Origin of the sequence: Extibacter sp. GGCC_0201 (assembly GCF_017566055.1) — a bacterium.
In the GTDB taxonomy this organism is placed as follows: domain Bacteria; phylum Bacillota; class Clostridia; order Lachnospirales; family Lachnospiraceae; genus Extibacter.
The window spans coordinates 17,782-42,407 of sequence record NZ_JABFCH010000023.1 but is presented as its reverse complement, the minus strand read 5'-3'; the positions used below and the strand labels follow the sequence as shown (position 1 = coordinate 42,407).

Annotated in this window: 27 protein-coding genes and 1 pseudogene; 8 read left to right on the top strand and 20 right to left on the bottom strand. The window is 44.2% G+C overall.

Annotated elements, in window-relative coordinates:
* The first annotated feature begins 83 nt into the window (after positions 1–83).
* The 4 genes from HJV72_RS14645 to HJV72_RS14635 all read left to right on the top strand — a co-directional run bounded on the left by HJV72_RS14645 (position 84) and on the right by HJV72_RS14635 (position 2,128).
* Positions 84–413, top strand: coding sequence for a sporulation initiation factor Spo0A C-terminal domain-containing protein (locus HJV72_RS14645; RefSeq protein ID WP_208071988.1), 330 nt, complete (start codon positions 84–86; stop codon positions 411–413).
* A 36-nt stretch (positions 414–449) separates the two neighbouring features.
* Positions 450–551, top strand: coding sequence for a hypothetical protein (locus tag HJV72_RS20520; protein WP_442899301.1), 102 nt, complete (start codon positions 450–452; stop codon positions 549–551).
* Positions 552–555: 4 nt separating this feature from the next.
* Positions 556–1,020 carry a TspO/MBR family protein gene (locus tag HJV72_RS20360; RefSeq protein WP_208071986.1) on the top strand — a complete coding sequence of 155 codons (465 nt, stop codon included), beginning with the start codon at positions 556–558 and terminating at the stop codon, positions 1,018–1,020.
* A gap of 277 nt (positions 1,021–1,297) precedes the next feature.
* The gene (locus tag HJV72_RS14635; protein WP_208071984.1) at positions 1,298–2,128 is read left to right on the top strand and encodes a hypothetical protein; all 831 of its coding nucleotides are present in this window, start codon (positions 1,298–1,300) and stop codon (positions 2,126–2,128) included.
* A 246-nt stretch (positions 2,129–2,374) separates the two neighbouring features.
* Here HJV72_RS14635 and HJV72_RS14630 read toward each other — a convergent pair whose 3' ends face one another.
* From HJV72_RS14630 to HJV72_RS19860, 12 genes and pseudogenes are all read right to left on the bottom strand, one after another.
* The gene (locus tag HJV72_RS14630) at positions 2,375–3,388 is read right to left on the bottom strand and encodes an NAD-dependent epimerase/dehydratase family protein (protein ID WP_208071982.1); all 1,014 of its coding nucleotides are present in this window, start codon (positions 3,386–3,388) and stop codon (positions 2,375–2,377) included.
* Positions 3,389–3,769: 381 nt separating this feature from the next.
* Positions 3,770–3,940, bottom strand: a pseudogene (locus tag HJV72_RS14625) (nucleotidyltransferase domain-containing protein); the annotation flags it as partial.
* A gap of 511 nt (positions 3,941–4,451) precedes the next feature.
* The gene (locus HJV72_RS14620) at positions 4,452–5,645 is read right to left on the bottom strand and encodes a site-specific integrase (RefSeq protein ID WP_002610375.1); all 1,194 of its coding nucleotides are present in this window, start codon (positions 5,643–5,645) and stop codon (positions 4,452–4,454) included.
* An 80-nt stretch (positions 5,646–5,725) separates the two neighbouring features.
* Positions 5,726–5,929 (bottom strand): excisionase, encoded by a 204-nt coding sequence (locus tag HJV72_RS14615; RefSeq protein ID WP_002610370.1) that lies wholly within the window; start codon positions 5,927–5,929, stop codon positions 5,726–5,728.
* 409 nt (positions 5,930–6,338) lie between these two features.
* Positions 6,339–6,590, bottom strand: a complete 252-nt coding sequence (locus HJV72_RS14610) for a helix-turn-helix domain-containing protein (protein ID WP_002610366.1) — start codon at positions 6,588–6,590, stop codon at positions 6,339–6,341.
* Positions 6,574–7,014 (bottom strand): RNA polymerase sigma factor, encoded by a 441-nt coding sequence (locus tag HJV72_RS14605; protein WP_002610364.1) that lies wholly within the window; start codon positions 7,012–7,014, stop codon positions 6,574–6,576. The genes HJV72_RS14610 and HJV72_RS14605 overlap by 17 nt, the downstream gene beginning before the upstream one ends.
* 492 nt (positions 7,015–7,506) lie before the next feature.
* On the bottom strand, positions 7,507–8,004 hold the full coding sequence (locus HJV72_RS14600; RefSeq protein ID WP_002610362.1) for a hypothetical protein: 498 nt from the start codon (positions 8,002–8,004) through the stop codon (positions 7,507–7,509).
* A gap of 22 nt (positions 8,005–8,026) precedes the next feature.
* Complete coding sequence (locus HJV72_RS14595) at positions 8,027–9,055, bottom strand: sensor histidine kinase (protein WP_002610358.1); 1,029 nt, start codon at positions 9,053–9,055, stop codon at positions 8,027–8,029.
* A complete protein-coding gene (locus tag HJV72_RS14590; RefSeq protein ID WP_008727270.1) occupies positions 9,052–9,735 on the bottom strand; it encodes a response regulator transcription factor in 684 nt (227 codons plus the stop codon). The genes HJV72_RS14595 and HJV72_RS14590 overlap by 4 nt, the downstream gene beginning before the upstream one ends.
* Before the next feature lie 37 nt (positions 9,736–9,772).
* The gene (locus HJV72_RS14585; protein WP_002610354.1) at positions 9,773–11,923 is read right to left on the bottom strand and encodes an ABC transporter permease; all 2,151 of its coding nucleotides are present in this window, start codon (positions 11,921–11,923) and stop codon (positions 9,773–9,775) included.
* Positions 11,913–12,695, bottom strand: a complete 783-nt coding sequence (locus HJV72_RS14580) for an ABC transporter ATP-binding protein (RefSeq protein ID WP_002610352.1) — start codon at positions 12,693–12,695, stop codon at positions 11,913–11,915. Before HJV72_RS14580 ends, HJV72_RS14585 begins: the two co-directional genes overlap by 11 nt.
* A gap of 105 nt (positions 12,696–12,800) precedes the next feature.
* Positions 12,801–12,986, bottom strand: coding sequence for a helix-turn-helix domain-containing protein (locus tag HJV72_RS19860; protein WP_003533355.1), 186 nt, complete (start codon positions 12,984–12,986; stop codon positions 12,801–12,803).
* Between the two features lie 160 nt (positions 12,987–13,146).
* Between HJV72_RS19860 and HJV72_RS14575 the strand changes: the two genes are divergently transcribed.
* The 4 genes from HJV72_RS14575 to HJV72_RS14560 all read left to right on the top strand — a co-directional run bounded on the left by HJV72_RS14575 (position 13,147) and on the right by HJV72_RS14560 (position 15,646).
* Complete coding sequence (locus tag HJV72_RS14575; protein ID WP_286439335.1) at positions 13,147–13,506, top strand: helix-turn-helix transcriptional regulator; 360 nt, start codon at positions 13,147–13,149, stop codon at positions 13,504–13,506.
* A gap of 243 nt (positions 13,507–13,749) precedes the next feature.
* Positions 13,750–14,079: a plasmid mobilization protein gene (locus HJV72_RS14570; RefSeq protein WP_002610348.1), complete on the top strand. Its 330-nt coding sequence runs from the start codon at positions 13,750–13,752 to the stop codon at positions 14,077–14,079.
* Positions 14,040–15,386: a relaxase/mobilization nuclease domain-containing protein gene (locus tag HJV72_RS14565; protein ID WP_002610346.1), complete on the top strand. Its 1,347-nt coding sequence runs from the start codon at positions 14,040–14,042 to the stop codon at positions 15,384–15,386. The genes HJV72_RS14570 and HJV72_RS14565 overlap by 40 nt, the downstream gene beginning before the upstream one ends.
* Before the next feature lie 2 nt (positions 15,387–15,388).
* Entirely contained in the window at positions 15,389–15,646 is a 258-nt protein-coding gene (locus tag HJV72_RS14560; protein ID WP_002610344.1) for a hypothetical protein, read from the top strand.
* A 179-nt stretch (positions 15,647–15,825) separates the two neighbouring features.
* Here HJV72_RS14560 and HJV72_RS14555 read toward each other — a convergent pair whose 3' ends face one another.
* The 8 genes from HJV72_RS14555 to HJV72_RS14520 form a co-directional block, all read right to left on the bottom strand.
* Positions 15,826–16,188 (bottom strand): cysteine-rich VLP domain-containing protein, encoded by a 363-nt coding sequence (locus tag HJV72_RS14555; RefSeq protein ID WP_002610343.1) that lies wholly within the window; start codon positions 16,186–16,188, stop codon positions 15,826–15,828.
* The gene (locus tag HJV72_RS14550; protein ID WP_003533362.1) at positions 16,185–16,397 is read right to left on the bottom strand and encodes a transposon-transfer assisting family protein; all 213 of its coding nucleotides are present in this window, start codon (positions 16,395–16,397) and stop codon (positions 16,185–16,187) included. Before HJV72_RS14550 ends, HJV72_RS14555 begins: the two co-directional genes overlap by 4 nt.
* A complete protein-coding gene (locus HJV72_RS14545) occupies positions 16,394–17,338 on the bottom strand; it encodes a hypothetical protein (protein ID WP_002610339.1) in 945 nt (314 codons plus the stop codon). Before HJV72_RS14545 ends, HJV72_RS14550 begins: the two co-directional genes overlap by 4 nt.
* Before the next feature lie 3 nt (positions 17,339–17,341).
* Positions 17,342–21,175 (bottom strand): antirestriction protein ArdA, encoded by a 3,834-nt coding sequence (locus HJV72_RS14540; RefSeq protein ID WP_002610337.1) that lies wholly within the window; start codon positions 21,173–21,175, stop codon positions 17,342–17,344.
* Between the two features lie 154 nt (positions 21,176–21,329).
* A complete protein-coding gene (locus tag HJV72_RS14535) occupies positions 21,330–23,420 on the bottom strand; it encodes a DNA topoisomerase 3 (RefSeq protein WP_002610336.1) in 2,091 nt (696 codons plus the stop codon).
* A gap of 16 nt (positions 23,421–23,436) precedes the next feature.
* A complete protein-coding gene (locus HJV72_RS14530; RefSeq protein WP_002610333.1) occupies positions 23,437–23,625 on the bottom strand; it encodes a hypothetical protein in 189 nt (62 codons plus the stop codon).
* Complete coding sequence (locus tag HJV72_RS14525; protein ID WP_002610332.1) at positions 23,622–24,350, bottom strand: DUF4366 domain-containing protein; 729 nt, start codon at positions 24,348–24,350, stop codon at positions 23,622–23,624. Before HJV72_RS14525 ends, HJV72_RS14530 begins: the two co-directional genes overlap by 4 nt.
* Positions 24,340–24,597, bottom strand: coding sequence for a DUF4315 family protein (locus HJV72_RS14520; RefSeq protein WP_002610330.1), 258 nt, complete (start codon positions 24,595–24,597; stop codon positions 24,340–24,342). The genes HJV72_RS14525 and HJV72_RS14520 overlap by 11 nt, the downstream gene beginning before the upstream one ends.
* Positions 24,598–24,626: the final 29 nt, after the last annotated feature.

Genomic DNA, 24,626 nt, shown 5'->3' with positions numbered 1-24,626 from the left:
AAATCTGTTTATTTCCACAATTCTCTTTTTCGCTGCCAAATGCTTACAATATAGCCGTAAGGTCGTGAGGAGGGGGCACTGCCATGGACAAACAACAAAGAGCTTTATTATTAAAGCTCGGGATACGTTCTACACTGAAAGGGTTTCACTTTCTGTTGTATGCACTACATCTGTGCATGTCAAATACCGAGTACCTGCTGTCTATCTACAAGACGCTGTATATCGATGTAGCGACACATTTCAGCACCTCAAGGGATAACGTAGAGCACTGTATCCGCACTGCTATTTCAAACTGCTGGTATAAAGGAAACCGGGAGCTTCTAATCAGCATTACCGGCTATGAGCTTAAGCAGAAGCCGGCAAACGGGGAATTCATTGACATTCTCTACAATTATCTGTATCAGGAAGGATAGCCCGCTTATGCGGGCCTTTTTCCTTTTGAAGATGAGATTGCTGTACTTTCTGACGACTTGACGACACTTGCTGATATGCTGGCAAGCATACTTGCCAGGAAAGCTGCATATGATTTAAGTAAAGCAAGGAAAATGTGATGATATGAATGAAAAAAGTAGAAGCCCATTAATAATATCGGTTCTTATCCCTCTTGCAGTGGGGTCTTTATCTTCTTTGTTGAGCGGAGGCATGACAACGTATTCTTCTATTAACAGACCTGATTTCAGCCCCCCGTCATATGTCTTCCCGATTGTTTGGACGATTCTGTACGTCTTGATGGGAATATCATCGTACATCATTTATGACTCAGATAACCCTTTTAAAGGCAAAGCATTGAAGATATATATACTTCAATTATTCTTTAACTTTTGCTGGAGCATCATTTTCTTCCGGTTTAATCTTTACTTATTCGCTTTGATATGGCTTACAATATTAATTGCCCTCATATGCTTAATGATTAAGGAATTCTACAAGATAAGCCCTCTGGCAGCATATCTGCAGATACCCTATCTATTATGGTGTGTGTTTGCCGCCTTGCTAAATTTCTTTATATATAAAATGAATTGACAGAATACTGTGAACCGGCTGAGCATCCCTTAGCTGGTTCTTTTTATGTAATTACAAATCTTCATCGCATGTGGCAGACTTTCTATTTTGTAATATTGCAATCTATACTATTATCATATTGCATTATACACTATTCCCAACGAATCATTTGCTTAATAATACAATGTTTATTTACTTTTATTACGGAGCATTGTAAAATCTAAACAAGAAGGAATTCGATGGCTGCAAAGCCTGAGTGCATTCCTCCTGGCTAAAACAAAGGAAGAGAGGAAACGTTATGAAAAAGAAAATTTTAGCTGCTTTATTGGCAGCAACTATGGCGCTTTCACTAGCCGCCTGTGGTGGCGAAGGCTCAGAAACAAAGGAAAAATCCAAACCAAAGGAGAAAGAGTATATTGACGAAGAGCAGATCTCTGATGTATTCACTGATCCTGAAAAGTACAAAGGAAAGTACGTTAAATTAAATGCTCAGATATTTAATGGTCCTGATACTGAAGATGGCATTGCTGCGTATCAAGCTTATTATGATATCGTAAACTATAGCAAAGACTTTATTTTTGGATTGGAAGACAGCTCATTTGCCGTTAATGATTATGTTGCCATTGATGGGGAAATCACCGATACATTCGAAGGGGAAAACCTCATGGGCGGCACGATAACCTGCCCGGTTATAAAAGCAGATTCTGTAACAAAAATAACTTATATAGAGGCGGTCGCCCCAACGACCAAGGAACTCGTTTCATCTGTATCTGCGGAGCAAAACGGGCTTGCAGTATCTGTTGATAAAGTAGAATTCTCTGACATAGAAACAAGAGTTTATATGACAGTAACTAATGGTGGAACTGAAAATGCCAGCTTTGGACGATATGATATCCGAATCATCCAAGATGGAAAGCAAATCCAGCAAGACACCAACAGCACGTCTCCGTATGACGGCGGCTATGAGGAGTTAGGATATGATGTTACACCTGGTGCGTCTACTTCCGGTATTCTTGTATTCCCGGTTATCGACCAGTCAAAAGATTTTCAAGTGGTTGTTCCAAACGTATACAGCGATGATTATAACTTGAAGTTCACAGACTTTTCTTTAGATATTAAAGTTCAATAAACAAACCGCCCCATTACCGGGACGGTTCCACGCTATACCATGCAGATGGAGAGTGTCTTGAAATTATTCACCATTTTTATAACTGGGAATAATCGGATATTCCGTTTAAGAGGAGTCATCGCCTTGCTTTCCAAGCACATAGAGTCTGCCTTCTACGGCGGGATGCAGCAGCGGCAGGATTCCTCTTTTTCTGTAGTACGTTTCTGCCTAGAGTGCTTCTTATATCATAGAAGCACTCTCCTATGATTAGTCCGCCTTCATTTCTTTCATTTCAACCTTATTGTTTAAAAAGTCCATACATGATTCCACAGATTCAGCAATTGCCTTGTTGATATCATCTTCTGTCACTCCAAGGAAATCACTCCCCTCGGCTTTGTCAATATATGCTTTATCATATTGCACGTCAGCTAATTTTACTGCATCCATTCCGCTTTCTAAATCTTTACTTTTCTGTTTTGCCATCATCTTTTCGCTTTCCACAACACACCGCTGCCTAGGAACGTAAATCAATTTCTGACTGGTATGACCCATGCATCTCTGCATTATCTTAACCATTTCCTTCCATGGCATATTGTAGTATCCTACCGGGTAGCAGTGTCCGCCTCTGTTGCGTTCCATAGCTCCGGCCATGGCCTGCCCAACCTGACGCACCGTCACTACAGCCGTACCGCCATCTATATAAAGCGTTACATTTTTCATCTTTGATATCGTTTCTATCAGGAATACCCACACTGGTTTTCTGCCAGGCTGTGTTCCGAAAATATACGGCAGCTCCAACACCGACACATCAAAATTCTCATCTGCATATTCCATAGCTGCATTCTCCTGATCGATCCGGCTTCGGATATAAGGATGCCAACGTGTCAGTTCTTTTTCCGGCCATTTCTTAGCTAAGTAAGCAAGATAGGAGCCACAAATGACAGAGTGCTTTACACCGCAATCCTTTGCAATTTTAAGCAGCTTACGTATCGGGTACACATTGTGCTTTTTATACAATTCGTAGACTGGAGGAGTGCTTATTACACGTTCGTCTATTCCTGCGGCAAAGATAAATCCGTCGTACCCCTGAAATTTCTTTCTTAGTTCTTCTTCTGTCATTTCCAAATAATTCCCTTGTTCAACCTTCATTTCTTGAGGCAGCCCTCCATCGGATGGGGGGATGGCGCGTGCAATCGTTGTTACTTCATGACCTCTTGCAATCAATTCTTTTGCTGCCTCACTCCCCAACAATCCAGTTCCACCAATCATAAATATCTTCATAAGCATGCCTTCTTTCATTAATGATTCAAGAATAACATCTCAGAAATGTACTTGACAAGAAATGTAACTATATTGTTAGTTTATTAGCAAAAAATGTACACTTGTAGTTAAACAACCCTCTATTATCAACCAACAATTCAGCTTTTCCTACTATTCGCTTAAATACTTTTGGTGATAATACTTCGCGCCTGCTTAATCTACCGTACAATAGCATATCGTTGTCTCAGGTTTTGCACGTCCTGCCATGAGCATGGCTTCCTGCAGCGGCATTTAGAACCCCAACCACAAGCCAGCTAATGACAAATAAAAGCAAGCGACCCAAAGGTTCGAAAAGGATTAGTAAAAACTACTATCCATAGGTGTTTGCCTGTGGCTAGTAAATTATTCTGATACATTTTCAAGGATTAAAATATCGTGCTTATCCTTATCTCTTAAATCATAACCTGAATGGAAAAATTTTTGACCCTTTACAGAAATACATGGAATTGTCTTCCCTTCAAAAACCGCGTTACCAAAAAAGTCTTTTTCAAACTCATACCAACCACCGTCAATCCAATAAGTAATTCCTGCATCTTCCAATAGGTCAATGACAGTAAGCAAATCTCCTTTTGTTGTCGCTTCTTTTCTACCCATACGATTTCTCCCCTATAAATTCTAATCTGTACTACAATTTAATCTGCATAAAATTTCCGTTTTCTAAAAATCCAAAATCTCTATATAACGTTACCCCCATATCTGAAGCGGTAACTTGTATTGTACCGCAACCTTTTCAACAAACGAAATGCCACTTGTTCCGATAATTTTTTGTTTATCTATTGCAAGCCACGAAACAAATGTACCTTCTGACATATGTTTTACATAATAAGCATAAAGCGCTGGTTTTAAGTCAAAATTAGATATGAATTTTGATTATCTTTTTAGAAGTTCTTATATGCCGGTATAGCCCGTATTTACAGGCTTTTCCGGCATTTTTCGTATCGGAAGAAACTCACATATATTTTTATATCCGCTTAGGTTTTTGCTTTCAAAAGTAGTAAAGAAGTAGTAAAACCTTGATTTACTACTAAGCTGCTATCCGCAGCATTTCAGCTTTTGCGCTGTCGAAAGTAGCGTGTGCGTAATAGTTCAGCGTCATAGTAATGTTGGAATGTCCCATAATGTACTGTAATGCTTTCGGGTTCATTCCGGCATTTGCCATGTTGGTACAGAACGTATGACGTAAGGTGTGCGGTGTCATTACTTTCGGTAGAGCTTCCTCATGGTACTTGTTGTACTTCTTTGCAAGCCCCCTAAACATACCGTCATAATTGGTAGCTGTTTTCGGGTAGCCGTCCCGGTTGAGGAAAAGGAAGTTGCTGTAACCGTCAATAGTAACAGCTTTTGCACCCCTGCGCCGTTTCAGCACTCGGTTAAATGCTTCATATACTTTTTCGCTCATTGGAATTTGACGAATACCGCTTTTCGTTTTTGGTGTTTCAATGTAATATCCTGTTTCCGCACTTCTTAAAAGTTGGTGGTCTACATTGATTATCCTATTCTCAAAGTTAATGTCAGTATCGGTCAGCCCGCAAAGTTCAGAGATACGAAGCCCTGTCCCAAGCAAAATAATAAGCTCGTCATAATACTTCTGATAAACTTTGTCATTTTGAGCAAAGGACAAAAAACTTTCTTCCTGCGCTGGTGTTAGCGGAACCTTTGGTTCTGTATCATCTTCAATGACAGTGTTTAACTGGAAGTCAAAAGGATTTTTCCTTATGCAATCGTCCTGTATCGCTGTGTAAAAGGCAGCTTTCAAGGAACGCTTGTCATTACTGATAGTCTTATAGGAAATTCCTTTTTCTTTCATGCGGATTGCCCATTCTTTCGCGTCGGACAGCTTCACGCTGTCAATCGGGCAGCCCCCAAGTTTATCTTCTTCCAGTAGCTTCATCAGCCGCTTGCGTCCGTTTTTCGTATTGTACCTTACATTTCCCCGGTGGCGTATCTGCTTTGCATAAAGTTGGCAGACCGTCATTTTCTTGCCTATGGTGTCTATCCCGTCGTCAAGGTCTTTCTGTATCTCTTTTACCTTTTCTCGTAGGGATATATCCTCACGCTTTCCGGCAGGGGTCTTGTCCGTAGGTACTAACTTCCACGCATACACAAACTGCGGATTACCAAAGGTATCTATATATTTGTAAGCATATCTTCCGTCTTTTCTCTGGCTCTCTCCCGACCGCAAAACTCGATTTTTGCTGTCACGTCTTTTCTTTGACATTTTTCAATGCTCCTTTCCAAGACGGAAAGAGCCTTGATATGCTTATCCCATTATAGCACATTCAAGGCTCAATTTCACTATCAGATTGTGTCTATGGTATCAATCATTTTTTCAAACTGTTTGCGCTTGATTTGAATACGGTTGCCGTTCATAATAACCCACCCGGCGGCAGGATTTTCCTCGGCTAATTTACGCAGCTTGTTTTCTCCGATACGGAAGTATTTAGCTGCTTCATCTATCGTAAGCGTGTATTTTTCCCAAATAGGCACGTCGGCGTTACTCATAGTATCGTCCCCCTTTCAATATTAGGAAAAGTGAATAGTAAAAGGGGCTTTAATCGGACGGCTGTTAGCACAACCTCGCGGGAGTTCCACCCCTGCCCGTTAAGGCAGCTCTACCCAATGCCTGCGACGCTTTTAACGCTCGGACTATGGCTATAAAGGCTTGTCTACCCTTAGTGCGTGTCGTCGCCCACAAGCCGCTACACTTGTTCCCCGGCGTGGTGGTGGTCGCTCGACTTTCTCCAATAGAAGAAAAGCGTCATGGCGCACCTGCCGTATGGCTCAACGCAAAAAGGACGTATCCGATTTGCCCTATACTGCGTCGCCGTTATCTTGCGTCGCTTTCTTTGTCAAAGAGCAAGTAAGGTCAAGTCAACAGGCAGCGGAAAGGGGGACGCTGCTTGTGGTTATCTCAAACCTTGAATGAAAGGACAGCCCGCATAAGACGCGAACGCAAGCGGTCGCGTATATCCTCATCTATGCCCCAATAGATATTTCCGCGCTCATCACGCAGCTTTCGCATAGACAGGGACGCTATGTAGCTTTCGTAATGCTGTACGACAATGTTCATAGCTTCCGGGTCGCCCTTAGTAGCGGCTATGATTACCGGGTAAGGCAACAAGCCGCGTTCGTCCTGTTCTGATTTACTAATCTGTGCAGTCATAGGCTTTTTCCTCCAAATAGCGTTTTAACAGCTTCATTGAGCTTGTCCGGCGGGACTGTACCGTTGTCCTTGACAGATTACAAAACTTTGCAATCTCGCGTTCGCTCATGTCAAAGAAATAATACAGCAGTACGGTTTCCCGCTTTTCTTCCGGCAAACTGTGCAGGGCTTCGGCAAGCAGCTTCGCAGTAATTTCTTTGCCGCCGACAACGAAAGACTGTTCTGCTTCATCATCTGCAAAATACTCGTCGCAGACGTAGAGCTGTTTTTCTTCCAGTGGCGACAGGTCAGAAAAAGTAACCTCGCGTAATTGTCGCTGCTTTGTGTCCCTGTGGGCATTCATAGCTTCTCGCTTCAACGCCAGTTTGCAAAAGCCGTTAAAAGCACAACGGATTTGCCATTGGGTACGAATAGGCTCGTTCATGTTCTCACCTCCTTTCGCTGCCGCGAAAGCGGTGGAGTTTGAAATGTCCCCTTTCGTAAACCCTCAAACCAACGCACTTCAAAATGGACGTTGGTTTTAGAAATTTTTTGAAAAAGTTTTTTGATAAAATACAAAATGCGCCCGTCTGCAAATTGCAGACAGGCGCAAAGGAATTATCAAAAGTATATGTATGATTTGTGAGTTCATCTATGTAGCCAGAATAACCCGTTGGCGGGTAATGGCTTTTTTTGATAACAGTCTATTAGGGCATAGGAAAAAGGACATGACGATACCTCCTTGATACCGCCATGTCTTTATCTAGTAGGAGAGTTATCGTTAGAATTTAGATAGATAAAAAGAAACGGCGGCTCTGAAAATCAAAGCCGCCGAAATAGAATAGGCGCGTGAAAACCTGTCTGCGTTGCGACGGCTTTTTTTCTTTGCCGTCGTCCGGCAGATGTTCTATACTATGTCAATTTCAAAAATTTCTCATTATCCTTTATTACTTTTTTGTTTTGTCTTATGTAAAAGCAGGATAACCAAAACAGAAATAGCTATACTGCATAGAATATATGTCCAATTAAAATATGATAGATTTATTAAATTCTGTGCTGATTGATTTTTAATGAAGTTTGTATATGGTGCGTTACTCTTAATCGCTTCCATAACTCCTACAACATTTATCGGTCTTAAATTGTATAAGTACGCACCAAATAAATATATTGCTGCTTTTTCAACGACCGACGGTATTAAAATAGCCAATGCAGCAAGCCATAATTGACATTGCTTGTGGGATTTCTGTAAATATAACGCCCCAAAAAGATAGGGCAATATCGCAAGGCAACAGCCCAAGAGGACAATATTCTGATGAAGCCCAAAGAGGGCAAAGAATATGCGGATAAAAAGATACGTTCCAAATATAATTAACCAATCAATGAGCAAGCTTTTTATTGGCGTGTGCTTTTTTACTATTTCATTCTGTAACTGCATTTCACTACCTCCCAAATAGACGTTACACTTTTGGAAACGTCAAGGTTACGGTTGTTCCACCGTATGAATTGTTTTTAAGCTCCACCGTGATAAATAAGTCAGTTGCCATTTTCTGAACAAGGTATAAGCCCATACCTGTAGAACGACTAAGGTAACTGCCCGTATCTCCGGTAAACCCCTTGTCGAAAACAAAGGGTAAGTCAGACAATGGTATGCTTGTGCCGTTGTCTTTGATAGATAAAGAAATCTGTTCACTATTCATACTATCAGCTATGGAAAATATGAGCCGTGGGGCAAGGTTGTTTCCCACATATTTCACACTATTACTGATTATCTGTCCTAAAATGAACATCAGACCTTTTTTGTCAGAAATCACTTGATAATCGTTTTCGGTATATTCAATAGAAAATCCGGCTTCTTCAAGAAGCGTTAAATTATCTTCAACTGCTTCACGGCAAGTTCCAAGAATTGAAAGCGACTCAAAAGAGTAATCCTTATGTGTAGCCCCAAGCCTTGAAAAGTATAGAATTTGTTCTATATCCTGTCGGGTATGGTCGCGTACATAAAGCATACGAGTATGAACCAAAGGGGACATTTCATCTTTTCGATTATCCAGTAGCAAGGTCATAAGGGATAGTGGTTTTTTGATTTCATGCACCCAATTTTCAACATAGTGTTCATAGTCTGTAACTGTAATTTTCTGTTCGTTGATATATTCTTGCTGCGTCCTCAAATGTTTTCCCAATTCACAGATAAGAGGGCGTATTACAGCGGGAACAGCTTCACACAGTAAGTATTCGTTGGTATCGTCCGGCTCTAATAGAAAACGCCGAAAAATAGCGTCTGCCTTGTTACGTTTTCTGATTGATATAGCAAGAGGAATAGCAAGTGCGGCAAATGACACAAAAATTATCAATGCAGCATAATTTATAAAATAATCAGGGTTAGCCAACCAAGCAAGAAATATAAAGAACAAGTCCAAACAGGCAAGTGTAATAATCCATACCCGGTTAGAGGAAATATAGATTAAAAGTATTTTCAACTTATTCATAAGCGCACCTGCTCTTTCAAGCGGTAGCCTTGACCGCGCACTGTTTCTATACGTTCTTCAAGACCAAATTCACGAAGCGTTTTTCGCAGCCGAGTAAAATTTACTTGTAATGCATTTTCGTCTATAAATTCTTCTGTTCCCCATAGTCTAATGCATAATTCTTTTTTAGAAACAATCTTAGGGCTATTTTTCAAGAGAGCAAGTAATATTTTTCCTTCGTTCGGTGGCATAAGGTAAGAGCTATTCCCTACATAAATTGTAAAGGTATTCGGGTCAAGTAAAAAACCACCTCCATCAAGTAACCCTTGCTGTACCTGTTCTTCTTTACGTCGAAGAAGATTTTTAATTCGGGCAAGTAAACGTGACATATTACAAGGTTTTGTTAAATAGTCATCAGCCCCCAAGTCTAATGCGTGCAGTTCGTCCTGCAATTTATCTCTTGCAGTCAATACGAGTACCGTACCAATCTGTTTAGCTTTCAACTCTTTACATATTTCAAAACCCGAACGAAAGGGAAGATTGATGTCAAGCAAAATTAAGTCGGGAAAATATGCTGCTATTTCTGATACTGCGTTTTCAAAATCCGATAATCCAATCGTATCATATCCCGATTTTTCTAATAAGTTCAACAGTTCTTCTCGCATATAAACATCATCTTCAACCACAACTATCTTTGCCAATATGTCCGCCTCCTTTCCCATAATATTTATAAGCCTGTTAAGAATTGGGCTTGTAATTGAGCTTTCCTATTTCACGATTAGCTGTTCGAGCAACAGCCACACCGTAAATTACCATAACAAGAACAACAATAACAGCCATAGCAATTAAAAGAGGATAGGACTGTTCAAGGTGTGCCGCTCCTGAATATAAATATAGCTGCATGGCATATATCCCTACTGCTCCGCTGATACACGCTAATATAAGAGGAAGCAGGAAATACCATAATACTTGTTGGTTGATAGAACGCTTAATTTGTTCACGTCGTGCTCCTAAAATAGAGAGTGTTAGATACCTTGATTTTGTAGTTTGCATTTGCGTCAAGAATTGCAGGGCAAGTAATGCACACGCAATAATCAAAAACATAAATCCCATGTATAGTGTTGTATAACTTCCGGAAATAACATAAAATAATTGTCGCCCAAAATTATTAAGATAGCTTTCGTAATATAGACCAGATGGTTTTAACAAATCACGAGCTTCCATAATCGGTAACATTAAACCTTTTGTTTCAACAAGTTCATTAGGAATACAAAAGTTCCAATAAACCATACAAGTGTCTGAATTTACAAATTCTGAATATATCTCATCTGAAACAATCAATGCAGTTATAATCTTGATATTTTCATCTGCGGTCAACCCTTTCATCGGTACAGAGGGAACAAGATAAAATGGTCTTTCGTTGATAGAAAGCAACGCTTCATTATTCGCCTGTGCGTCTGCTGCAATTTGATTTAACAGTGTAACCGTTTCATCTTGAGCATTACCTAAAAAATCTGGGTTGAGATAATAGACAACTTCATTGTTCCCAAGGCTAATCTGTTTTTCTCCCGCGGCATCCAATAACCGATTATAGGAAGATACAGGAAGCAAATAAGGAGAAGAACTACCAGTATCAATAAGACCTAAAAGGTTTAAGGCAGCAGGTTGGTCGGAGCCAAAACTATACATACCATCTTCTTGTGTGGCAGGGTCTACTACATCTTGAGGTAAATGCTGCACGATTTGTTTCCTAAATTTCGACCAATCAACAGGAGAACTTATCCCATCCGAAGCAGTGGATTTTATATTTCCTATTTCCATACGGTTCAGATTTGATACATAAGGACGAATTTGTTCGTTGGAAAGATACTTCTCAACAATTTGGTCGTTGCCCATTACAGTAAAGTCATAAACAGAAGTACCTCGTGTCAATTCACTTCCATATGACATTATGCGCACTGAGCCGTCGGTAATTAACATAATAGTAAGCATCATCAGAATGGACGCTACGCTGATTGAAATATATTTATTAACGACATTTTCATGCAACTGCCGTAAAGTAAATACATAAAGTCCTCTTGTGGCTTTGTGTTTTATAGAAGCTGCCCATATACTCAAAATTCTTGCAAGTCCTCGAATAAATAGAATTGTTCCGATAATTCCAAGTAAAACGGCAATAAGCAGCATTGCCCCACTCGCAGCCATAAAATGCTCTACAACAATCCAGTACGCGACAAGCAAAATTACGGTGCCTATAGCAAACGATACGAAACTTACATATGGATTCCCTGTGCGTTGCTTTTTCGCCATCTCTCCATAAACAAGTTGATGTAGCTCTTTACGGAACAGCTTTCCGCATAGAACAAACAATGCTACAAACTGAATAATCAAGAAGCCTAACGATGTGAAAATAGCGGCACTTACAGAAAAACTTAATTGGTGTGTAATGATACCATGCCCTACTAAACGCGCGGTTGTAAGACTTATAGCTTCGGATAAAAAGCCACCGCATACAAGCCCTCCTAAAAGAGCTAAAAACGACGTGATTAGCCCCTCTGTCATTATTTGAATAAATAATTTAATCTTTGTCATTCCAAACATCAAATAAAGCCCCAGTTCTCGACTACGACATTCAAGTTGATATTTGTTTGCAAATACTACGAGAAAGAACACAAATAATAAAGCACAAAGATAAACCGTCGGTAAAAGATTAGTAAGCAACCGTTCTACTGCGTCGCTCTCAATTTCACTTAAAAAACGTATTACGTCCTGTTGTCCAAGAGAAAGCACTATATAAAACATTGCTACGGCTGTTATCATTGTCAGAAAATAAATTAGGTTTTCGCTACGGCTCCGTTTGGCGTTTCGCCATGTGAGATTAAAGAACATTTGCACTTCCTCCCCCCATTTGAGCCATCACTTGTAAAATACGTGCATAAAAATCTTCCTGTGTTTCATTTGGAATTTTACGACGTAACTCATGGAAAATAACACCGTCTTGAATGAACAAAATACGAGAACAGAAACTCGCGGCGTTAGGGTCATGCGTGACCATTAGGATTGTGCGTCCACGCCTAAGATTGATTTCCTGTAACTTCTCCATGAGTAAACGTGCTGATTTTGTATCTAATGCACCTGTAGGTTCATCAGCCAAAATAATATCGGGGTCAGAAATCAAACTACGTGCAGCAGCTACGCGTTGTTTTTGACCGCCCGACATTTGTGACGGAAATTTAGAAAGAACGTCTGTAATTCCAAGAAAATCTGCTATATCTTTTAGCTTTTTTTCCGCTGTAACAATGTCAATATTATGAATTGATAAAGGCAATATAATATTTTCTTTACCAGTTAGATTATCAAGTAAAGCAAAATCTTGAAATAGATAACCAATCTTGTTGCCACGATATTCAGCCAACTTCGTGCCATCAAAAGAGCTTATATTGGCACCTGAAAGTAAAATTTGTCCAGAGGTTGGTTTAATGACCGTAGCAATACAATTCAACAATGTTGTTTTTCCAGAACCGCTGGCTCCCATAATTCCCAAATATTCGCCATTCAGAACATCAAAGGTAATTCCGTTTAGTGCTTTTGTTGGAACCCCCTCTTTGGAATATGCTTTGTGCAAGTCGCGTACTTCTAATAGTTTTTTTGTATCATTCATATCTCACACCTCACATTTTTTGCTTACGCTTATCTTACGAATATAATTTTACTGCATAAGAAGCAACCACACCACTTACAGTTGTTGTAAGGTTTATTTGTTTGTTTATTGTATCTGCATTTTATGTTGTTTCTTTCTCATATCAAAAGGTTTTTCCGCGTTTTTTGGTATCAGCCACATATACCCCAGTTTTGAAACGCCCGGTATGCGATTTTCGCTACAAAGTATCTGTACTCGTCTTTCAGAAATTCCCCATTTCTTTGCCGCTTCGGGACAAGACATATATTCCATAATCAAAACGCCCTTTCCTCAAATTTTACCAGTATAATTATACTCGGATAGCCGAATAATATCAAGTATATGATATGCTCTATTTCAGTCAATAATGTGCTGTGTGTAATCATATCTCGAAAGGAAGATGAAATATACAATGTAGTTGGGTGAAATGACTATGAAGCAGAACAAAGAAAAATTTGATTTTAAGGCTTTCGGGCAAGCCATTAAAGCAGCAAGAAAAGCAAAGGGAATATCACGCAATCAGTTAGCCGATACGCTGAATATTGCGCCCCGATATATCGCGTCCATTGAGAACAGCGGGCAGCACCCAAGTTTACAGATTTTATATGAGCTTGTAACCCTGCTTGATGTATCAGTAGACCAGTTCTTTTTCCCGGAACGGGAACAGGAGAAATCCACGCGCCGCCGTCAGCTCGATACTATGCTTGACGGTATGAGCGAAAAAGATTTGAAAATCCTGTCTGCTACTGCAAAAGGAATAGAGGAAGCCAACAACGACGAAACGGGGGAATAAAGTTCTCTCGTTTTTGTTTATATAGAGTGATTGAAACGTCGCAGATTGCGGCGTTTTTCTTTTGGGAAAGTTCGTCAAATTTGCCGTTCCCGGTGTTGTAGGTAGTAAGGGATAAAGTTTCGTAGCAAGCATAGGAAAAGAGTACCCTTTTCCGTATTTTCGCCCTCCCGTCCTGCGGTGCGTCGGTTGAAAATTGCTTGTTGGGAAGTGTCCCAAACCCTCGGAATGGAAAGGAGCGATTGCATGAACGGACGCAAAAGAAAAATACAAATCAAATTCTATGTAACAGAGGAAGAAAGGGCATTGATTGAACAGAAAATGAAGCTTGTCCCTACCCGGAACATGGCGGCGTATCTTCGCAAGATTGCCATTGACGGGTATATCATTCAGACAGACCATAGCGATATAAAAGGCATGACAGCAGAGATACAGAAAATCGGGGTCAACATCAATCAGATTGCAAAGCGTGTCAATGCGACAGGCAGCGTTTACCAAGAGGACATAGAGGAAATAAAGGGGGTGCTTGCGGAGATATGGCGGTTACAAAGATTAAGCCTATTAAAAGCACGTTGAGCAAAGCCCTTGACTATATCCAAAACCCGGATAAAACAGACGGGAAAATGCTTGTGTCCTCCTTTGGGTGCAGCTATGAAACGGCAGATATTGAGTTTGGATTTACGCTTGCACAAGCCATAGATAAGGGAAACAATCTCGCCCACCATTTGATACAGTCCTTTGAGCCGGGAGAAGTAGATTATGAGAAAGCCCACGAAATCGGAAAGCAGCTTGCCGACGCGGTAACAAAGGGACAGCATGAATACGTCTTAACTACCCACATAGACAAAGGGCATATCCATAACCATATCATTTTTTGTGCGGTCAATTTTGTTGACTACCATAAGTACAATTCCAATAAGCGCAGTTACTACGGCATACGGAACATGAGCGATAAGCTGTGCCGGGAAAACGGGCTGTCTGTTGTCGTTCCGGGCAAAGGCAGCAAGGGAAAAAGCTATGCAGAATATCAAGCGGAAAAGGTCGGTACAAGTTGGAAAGGCAAGCTGAAAATTGCCGTTGATACGCTTATCCCCCAAGTAGCAAGTTTTGAAGAATTGTTGCAGCGGTTACAGGCAGCGGGTTATGAGATAAAGCCGGGAAAATATATCTCCTGCCGCGCTCCCGGACAGGAACGCTTTACCCGTCTGAAAACTCTCGGTACAGATTATACAGAGGAAGCCATAAGAGAACGGATAGAGGGCAAACGCACAAAGGCAGCGAAAGCTCCCAAAGAGCAGCGCGGCGTATCGCTGCTTATTGACATTGAAAACAGTATCAAGGCACAAGAGAGCCGGGGCTATGAACAGTGGGCGAAAATCCATAATCTGAAACTGGCTGCAAAGACTATGAATTTCTTGACAGAACATAAGATTGAGCAGTACGCAGATTTAGTCAGCCGGATTGAGGAAGTAAATGCGGAAAATGAAAAGACAGCAGACGCATTAAAGAGCGTGGAAAAGCGTCTTGCAGATATGGCGGTGCTGATGAAGCACGTTACTACCTACCAAAAGACAAAACCTGTCTATGAAGCATACCGCAGGGCAAAGGATAAGGACGCATACCGGGCAAAGCAGGAAAGCAGTCTGATACTCCATGAAGCGGCAGTAAAGACACTGAAAGCGGCGGGCGTTACTAAACTCCCCAATCTTGCCGCCATGCAGGAAGAATACGGGAAACTACAAGCGCAAAAAGAAGCCCTTTACGCTGATTATGGCAAGCTGAAAAAACAGGTCAAGGAATACGACGTTATCAAACAGAACATAGACAATATTTTGCGGCAAGGCAAAGAGCCGGAACGGAAGAAAGGAAAGGAACGGGAATAATTATGAAAATGGTTGGTATTACACCATGTTACAGAATAACATTAGAAAATGGCAGTTATGGCGTAGAAACTTATATTAACGCAGACAGTAAAATCCAAATTACTTTTGAGGACGGAAATACACTTATCGGATATATAGAATGTGTGGAATATGGAACTTATTCCGATGAAAATGATACTCTGGTTATAAGGGGAGAGAATGGAGAGCTGTATATCCTATTGGAAAACCGAATAAAGGATATAGAAGAACTGCACGAATAAAGTAAAAGAACAGGGCGCAGACAGCCAACAAAAGACTGTCCGCGCCCTGTTTTATGTAGGTGCGTTTTTGGTATCTGTTACGCAATAGAACGTCATTTTTAGGGGATAAGGTATAAAACCCTTGCCGCGTCATTTTCAAGCACTGAAAGCCCCGTAAATCAAGGCTTTTTTTGCCCCTACTACGTAACAAGGGCGCGCCGTTTTCTCATGCGCTCCGCTGCCTGTCTGCGGGTAATACGCTTCCGGCAGTCCGGGCAGTATTTGACGCTGTTAGAGGTGGACGCAAAAGAAGTTCCGCACTCGGTACAACGCTTTTTATCCTCGGTCTTGAAAAGCTCTGCATACAGCAGCTTATCAAGGGGCAATACGGCGGTCTGAAACCATTTGCAAAGAAGCGAATAGGAAATAAGCTGCGGGCAGACACATTCCTCCCCGTCGTCCAGTAAAATACAGTGTCCGTTATCGCAGTTGCAGCACTCCTTTTTTATAAGGCTGTTGACTTTCCGGCTTTGGGGTGGTGTAAGCCGCTTTATCCCGGTCATACCTCATCAGCGGCGAAAATAGCAAGCTCCGCATACTCATTTTCTGTCAGAGGTGCGATTTTCGCAAGGGTGCGTTTCGCCAGTTCCCGCATATCCTCGTCCATGAACGGCAGCGCAGCGTTGATGTTTTCTGTAAGCCCACGTTTGCCGTCCTCATTGTAAATGCTCAACAGGTTTGTTTCTTCAACTGTCAGTCTAATCATGCTCATACCTCCAATTCGTGATTTTTTGATTTTACAGCCGCCTTTTTCGGGGCGGCTTTTCTTTTGTCAGCGGCAAGCTGCGCCCGGATTGAGGGGCGCACCCTGCGAATATCTGTGCCCCGGTTTTCATTTTTATCAATCAAGGCGTATGTTCCATGTCTGCCCTCGATTTTGGAAAAGGAAAGTGTCTTATAGGGCAACATGGAAAACAGACGGTCGGTGTCCTTAGAGGACGCAAGCTGCATAAATGTCGGGGACAGCTCCACCATGAAATGTGTCCTATTAGGGCTATTGGGCGTGTCCCTGCGCTTCATTTCCTGCACAATGCGCCGCGCTTCGGCTTCAATCAGCCCAGCACGCAGGGCGGCGGTATGTTCCTTGAAGTCGCCCGGTGTCAGTTTATCCCGTTTTTGCTTTTCTTCCCGTAAAAGGAATTGTAGCGCGTCCGGGTCGTTGGGTACTGCTTCAAAGTGTTCAAACTTCCCTAAAGAAGTATCGGGATTTCCGTTAAAATGCTGTCCGGCGGGTATCTCCCTTGTCCCATGCTCATAAATCAACTTGACTGTGTCGGCGGCAAGCGCATTGTCCTTAACGCGCTCATACTGCCTTGCATAGTCAAGCTCATAAAGATTGCCTTTGATTTTCCCGCGCTCCCTGCCCGTCAGCTCGACGGCATAGGCAAGAACGCAGTCGCAGGTCTGCTCTTTGTAAAAACACCATGTATTGTGGGCGGCGGTATCCTTTAGGAACACGTCGCGCTCCTTAAAACAATGCGTCCCGGACGGGCGGCAAAACCATAGCAGCGTCTTATCCTCTCTGTTAGGGCTTGCCGCTGCTTTTGCGATAATCTCCTTGTCAATGTCAAAATCACTTTGGAAAAATCCTGTATTCTGCCGCATGATAGCGTCAAGAGAAGCGAAAATATCCACGTTTTCAAACTTATTCATGCGTCAGCTCCTTTCCAAATCCTGTGTTTTCTGTTTTGCCTGTTTCTTCGGTGTCTGTTCTTTCGCTGCTTTAAGCTGCGCCCGGATAGAGGGCTTCTTTTCCGTTTTTGCTGCCTTGCCACGTTCCTTGTCAGCCTTGACAGTTTCCGCAAGGTCAACAAGGGAAATGGTTTCTCCTGTCTTTACCTTTGCTTCCAATTCTGCGACGGTCGGGGTGTTGTTTATCTGCCCGTCAATCATGTTGTAGTTTTGCTCGGTGGTCTGCTCGGCAGTTTTCAGATAGTTTTCCGGCTGCAAAAATTCCGGCACTTTCTTATAACCGAAGCTGTCTACATAGTGGGCGGTGTCCTGCCCGTTCTGATGAAGCACCACTACGTCGGAAACAGAAAGGCTGTGTCCCTTAAAATCTTTCGGGTGGTCGATATTAAAGCGGGTGTAAATATCTTCAAGGGAAGTCCCCGGCGTAAGAGGTGCGGAATAGACAAGGGCATAGTTTTTCGGGTCTACCCGGTGTCCGGCGGCAATCAGACGGTCGTAAGGCTCAAAACGCAAGTCCCTTGTTTCGTCCCCGCCTTTTATCTGATAAATGGAAAAGGTGTCTTTGTCCTGTGGGGCTTCCTGCTCCGGCTGCTCCTGTGCGGGTTGTTCCTGTGCAGCTACCTTTTGCTGCCGGATATGCGCCCGCTGTAACTCGGTAGGCTTTTCCCCGGTAAGGGGAGCAATCGCTTTCACATAATCAGCCGCATAGTAGGCGTTACTGGTAAGCTGCCGCTGCCATGCCCCGGCTTTTGGCGACCAACGGAAGCCATTACTTTTTAAGGCTTCCCGCGTGGCTTCGTCCGGCTTATCCTCAAAGAAGATTTGCAGTCGGTTCGCTTCGGTGTTTGCTTCCACCTTGCCGCCGTCAAATTCCCAACCTACAAAACCGATTTCTTTTTGCTGTGAAAGGGATTTGATACGGTCTTTCACGCGCCGGATTTCTGCGCTGTTGTTGGATAACGCCCAAGTCGCAAAGGGCTTGTCCTCCAAATGCCAACTGCTCGCCATGTCTGCTTTCAATTTTTCCAGTTCCTCCGGCGGTAAATGCGGGCAGCCGTCAAGGGTCTTATGCTTGCGGTAGTAGGCGTTTACGGCTTTCATGGTTTCCTGTGATTTTTCAAGGCTTTCCAGTTTCTTTTCTAACTTCTGTACTGCCTGCGGGTCGTCTGCGCTGATACCGCCCATGCCGGTACTGCGGATTTTATCAAGAAGCCCTTGTATGTCCTGCCATTCCCGGTAATTGCTGTCGCGGGCTGCGTTCTGCTTTTCTTTCTTCCTTGTGGGGAAGTTAGAGCCGCCCGCAATCAGGATAGAGGGAACACGCGCGTCAATCTCATAGCCTTTATTCATGTTCGCCGCCAGTTTCCGGGCATAGGTGTCAAGCAGGCTGTCGATTTTCTCATGGTACATCGGGTCTACCCGCTGTTTCTGCCTTTCTGCAAGTTGTACGGCTTCATCTACATAGTGCCTGTATTCAGCCGTCGCGCTGCCTTGCTTATAATCGGAAAAACTGTTCATATCCTTTGCACGTTTGGCGGCAGCTTCATTGATAGTATAATAAGGGGCGGCGGGTGCAGCCTGTTCCGGCTGTGCTTCTTTTTCCTGTACCGGGGCTGTTTCTTCGGGAAGCTCCGGCGCGGCTGCTTTTGTTTCGGGCTGTTTGGCGGCTTCCTGTGCGGGCTGTGCCTGTTCGGTGGTCTGTTCCTTATCCTGTGCCTTTTGGATTTCTGCAAAATGTCCGTCTATGGTATCAATCAGATTTGCGGCGGTGCTGCGGATTGTTTCAAGAGAGCCTTTCAGTTCTGCAAGTTCTTTTCCGCTGCTCCACCCGGCGATATACCCAAAAGAATAGTCCGACGTATCAAGCCCGTAATGTTGGCAGACCGCATAGGCGACGCTTTCCGCCTGTACCTCGCGGGTGCGGCGGTCGGGGCGTTCCGGCATGGCAAGGGCGGTATCATGCAGCGTGGCGTGGGCGATTTCATGGATTGCGGTCTTGATATTCTGCAATTCGTCCATGCCCTCGTTGATGAAGATACGCTTTTCCTCATAATTGCAGCGTCCTTTTACGCCGCCGCTTAGTGCTTCAAATCCCATAGCAAACGGGGAAGTCTTTTCAAGGGCAGCGAAAAAATCCTTGTATTGTTCCACGTTGCCCGTAAGCTCATAGGTAAGGGCAGGAAGTTCTTTTCCCTCGGTCTGTGAAATATCAAAGACAGATACTACACGAAAAGCGGGTATCTTGATTTCTTTTTCTTCGGTAACAGGTTTTCCGTCCTTATCGAAAACAGGCTTTTGGGTGTCCGGGTCGATTTTTTCCACCTGCTTCTTGACGGTAAACGGGGACGGTGCAAGTATCTTGATAGCTTTTTCTCCGGGCTTTACATGGCGGTCAAATTCCTTTTCCCATTGTTTATAGCCTTTCACAAGATTGCCGCCCTGCATGGCGATAAGGATTGTATTGTTAAGGCTGTAATCATGGAATTTTGACATGGTACGCAGATAATCGGCGTAACGGTCGCTTTCATACAGTCCTAAAATTCCCTGTTCCAGTCGGTCGGTAATCTCTTTCATTTTATCGGCGGGCTTTTCAGAAGATAGGATAATCGGGAGAACCGGGGGCTGCTCTGTGGCGGCGGTTTGTATGGCTGCGGAAGCGTCAAGGTCTGCCTGTTCCTTTTCCTGTACTGGCGGCTGCGGCGTTACCCGGTATTCCTCCGGCACGTCGCGCCCGTCGTACCACTGTGTAAAGGTGTTGCGGTTATTGTAGATATAGCCCTGCTCGGTAAAGCTGCCCCCGTCATTGATAGCAGCGTCCCGCCCGTATTCCTCATACATGAAATATTTTTTTGCTTCTTCGGGCAGCTCCAACTCGTCCAGTTCTTCAATCAGATAATGCCCGTAATCTTCCTCACTCTGTACGGACGGGTAAAGCCAGTAACAATCAAGGTTTTGTGCAAGGTTGATAATATCCTGCAAGTCCCTTGTATGGTCGCCGTATTCCATAGCTGCAACAAATTTTTCCCGGTCGTCGTCAAACTGCATTTTCAAAAGTTCGCTCAAATAGTTCAGTTCGTCAAGGCTTTCAAGCTCGGTCAATTTTCCTGCCAGTCCTGCAATAGAGGACTGGTATTCTGTGATATGCAGCTCCCCGTAGTTTTTGCCGTCTATCCCGATACGGTCAAAGACTTCTTTCAAATGCTCGGCAGTCGTGGGGAATGATACCCATTCGCCCGCAGGTCTGCCCTCGGTGTACTTTCCAAGATTAGAAAGATACCCGCTTAAAATCGTTTCTACCATGCGTTCGCTCCTTTCGTTTTCAATCATACGGTGCATAAGTTCGTAGTCCTCCATGCTCATGCTCCCGTCAAAAATATAGGGGTCGGGTTCTTCGCCGTCCCGGTAGGCTTTTTCAGAGAAAGGAAGCCCCGCAGCGTGGGCGGCGGCTCTTGCTTCCTCGATAAGCTCCGGCGGCAGCCTGTCGTCGTGGGCTTCGATAAATTCCCCGATATTGCTATATCCGTTTTCGTAGTGGCGGCGCACCCCGGCGGTCAGCTCGTCAAGGTTCATATCCTCGCCAAGATAGCCGGAATAATAGCCGTTTACCACAACGGCGGCAGGGTCAGCCTGTTTGATTTCTTCCATGCGGCTTCTGTCCTCCGGGTAAATGTAGTCGCTCATTTCAAGGTGGAAATATTCGGCGTTCCAAGAACGTCCCGTTTTCCAAAACGCCACCCAAGCGATACCGTCCCTTAATTCTTCTTGATAGTCCTTTACGGTGTCCCGTAAACTTGCCATGTGTAACCTCCTTTCTTCGGTTTCAGAGGGTAAAACCCTCCATAAAACAGAGGGTTTGGGAAACTTCCCAACAAGCAAAAATCCCCGCCGTTCTCGGTAGAGAAAGCAGGGATTTTACGGAAAAGGGTACTCTTTTCCTATGCTTGCTATTCAGTTATTTCTTCTTCGACAGTTCAATGCGGTAGTTGACATATTTCCCGCCTGTATCAGCCAATACGATAGTTCCGTCGTAGGTTTTGCCCGTCTTTGGGGAATAGAGCTTTTTCACATTTACTTTGCCGGATTGTAAGAGTGCAGCGGCAATTTTGGGGGTAAAGGTTACTTTTCGTTCTTCAAAGAAACGGTCATTTTTCCACATGGTAAAGCTACATTCCTTATTGCTGCAATAGTAGTTTTTCTTTCCCTCATAGACAGGAGAACCGCAGCGGGGGCAGCTTCCCAACGCTTCCCGTTCCGGCTTGAACATCTGCGCTTTATCATCAGAAAGAAACGGATAGGTCTTTACCAGTTCCCGCGCCATATCCTCGATACCCTCCATAAATGCGGCGGGGTCTGCCTTGCCTTTGGCAATCTGCGTCAGATTGTTTTCCCATTCTGCGGTAAGCTGCGGGCTTGTCAAGGTGTCCGGCAGGACACACACAAGATTGATACCGTCCTTTGTGGGAAGTAGCTGCTTGCCTTTTCGCTCCACAAAGCCGCCCTTTACCAGTTTTTCAATGACGGCGGCGCGGGTGGCGGGAGTTCCAAGCCCTTTGCGTTCTGCGTCCGGGTCGGTGTCCTCACTTCCGGCGCGCTCCATAGCAGAGAGCAGCGACGCTTCGTTGTGAGGTTTTGGCGGTGTTGTGTCATGCTCCGTTACCTTTGCCGTCGGATTTTCAAAGGTCTGTCCCTCGGTAAATGGCGGCAGGGTCTTTTCTGTGTCACTGTCTGCGTCGTCCGTTTCGGGCTTGTTCTTTAAGGCTGCCCTGTATCTTCGGTCAATCTCTTTCCACCCGTCGGACAGCACCGTTTTTCCCCTTGCGATAAAAGACTGTCCGGCACATTCAAAAACTGCTGTAACCGCTTCAAAGGTATGCGGTGCAGCGGTCGCCATGAGCAGACGCGCCCCGGCAAGGGTAAGGATATTCCTTTCGCTTTCCGGCAGCGTGGCAAGGTCGGTCTTTGCAAGCTCCATAGTCGGGATAATGGCATGGTGGTCTGATACCTTTTTACTGTTCAGCACCTTTCCAAGCTCCGGCGTGAAGTCTTTTCCCGCCATAAAAGAAAATTTCCCACAAAGCAGCTTGATAATGCCCGCCGCTGTGTCGCTCATGTCGTCGGTCAGAAATGCGCTGTCTGTTCTCGGATAAGTAAGAAGTCTTTTTTCATACAGAGATTGTGCAAGGTCAAGGGTCTGCTTTGCGGTATAACCGAACAGGCGGTTTGCTTCCCTCTGTAAAGAAGTAAGGTCAAAGAGCTTCGGCGGGGCTGCGGTCTTTTTCTCTTTCACAAGGGAAGCACAGACTGCTTTTGACACTTCGCAAGCAGCTTTCAGCTTGTCAGCTTCGGAACGGTCAGATAGTTTTTCGCTTGCAGCTTCCGCGCCGGATAAGACAAGGCGCACATGGTAGTATTTTTCTTTCTTAAATGTGGTAATCGCTGCGTCCCGGTCAACAAGCATTTTTAAGGTCGGGGTCTGTACGCGTCCCACGTTCAAGGTATGATTGTAAAGGACAGAGAAAAGGCGGGTGGCATTGATACCGATTAACCAGTCAGCCTTTGCCCTGCACAATGCGGAAGCAAAGAGCGCGTCGTATTCCTCGCCGTTCTTCAGACGGGAAAAGCCCTCTTTGATTGCGCTGTCCTCCATAGAAGAAATCCAAAGGCGGCGCATAGGTTTCTTGCAGCCCGCCATTTCATAGACAAAGCGGAAAATGAGTTCGCCCTCGCGCCCCGCGTCGCAGGCATTGACGACTTCGGAAACGTCTGCCCGGTGCATAAGCTCTTTTAGGGTTTTGAATTGCTTTTCCTTGTCAGAAGCAACGGTGTACTTCCATTCCTGCGGCAAAATCGGTAAGCTGTCATAGCTCCACTTTTTATATTGTTCCCCGTAGGTGGCAGCTTCCGCAAGCCCTACCAAATGTCCCACGCACCAAGAAACGATATAGCCGCTTCCTGTGAGAAATCCGTCTTTCTTTTCCTTTGCCCCCAGTACGGCAGCGATTGTCTGTGCCACACTGGGCTTTTCTGCGATAACTAAAATCAAATATAAGTTCCTCCTTTCAGCGTTCCGGCTCGGTTTTCTTTTTCTCCTGTACCTGTTTCAGACAGTACCCCACACAAGGGGACTGTCCCTTGTAAGGGCAGGAAGCACAAGCAGGGGGATAAGGAACAGGCGGCGCATTATCACGCCGCCCGTTCGGTTTCTGTATCATCATCTTTTCAAAGGGATTGTTGGTAAACAGGGTCATAGGGTTTCTTCCTCCGTTTCTTCATCTTCGGGAGTTTCCCCGGTATCTGCTTCCGGCTCGTCCTCGTCGTAGTCCTCAAATTCAAAATCTTCAAGGTCGGTATCGCCCTTTACATTCTGCTTCGGCTTTAGAAACTTAAAGTAGTAGAACGCTGCGCCGCCACCAAGCAGGGCAAAGAGGACTAAGGCAAGCACCACACCGGGATTGCCGCCTTTTTCTTTCAGTTCTTCCGGCTGCTCCGTTGGTGTTGGGGTAGGTTCTTTGCCTGTGCAGCCTGTCATACTGGTAACACATACCGGGCAGGACGTGTTTACCTTTCCGACTTCGCATTTTTCCGTACAGTTACAGATTTCCGGCTTTTTGGCAGCTTCGCCGTTTTCGGTCAGTGCCATAAGGTCGGCTTCGTCCACTTGATTTAGGAAATGTACGGTCTGTTCGCCCTCGGCGGCGCGGTCAATGAGGATATAGAAATAGTTGCCGCCTTTGGTGGTAACAGTGATAAGTTGCTTATTGCCGCCGTAATCGTCAACCAGTGTAGCGTTTCCCTTTGGGGTAAGGGGCGGCGTTTCCTCTTTTTCCTCCACAACTACATTACTGTCGTTGGTCGCGTCCCCGGCGGGCGGCTCTGTGGCTGCGCCCTGTGCATAGGCAGGGACAGAAAAACCGCCCATAAGGATAAGGGCGGCACAAAGGGCAGTCATGGTCTTTTTCAGTTTATTCTTCATCTGCATTTTCCTCCTGTTCGTTTTCTTCTGCGGGTGCGGCAGTCATGCCGGGAATACCGCCGCCGGACAGCATAGCGTTCAGTTCCTGCGGGGTCAGACGCATAGCTCGTACAAGCTGCACGATTTCAAGGTTTTCCGCTTCGGTTTTCTGCGCTTCCAGTCCTTTTAACTTGTTCTGATACTCTGTGATTTTCTCGCGGGTCTTTGCGATTTCCTTATTGATACGGTCGATTTTATTGTTTGCCATAGGTCATTTCTCCTTTCTTTTTTTGGGCT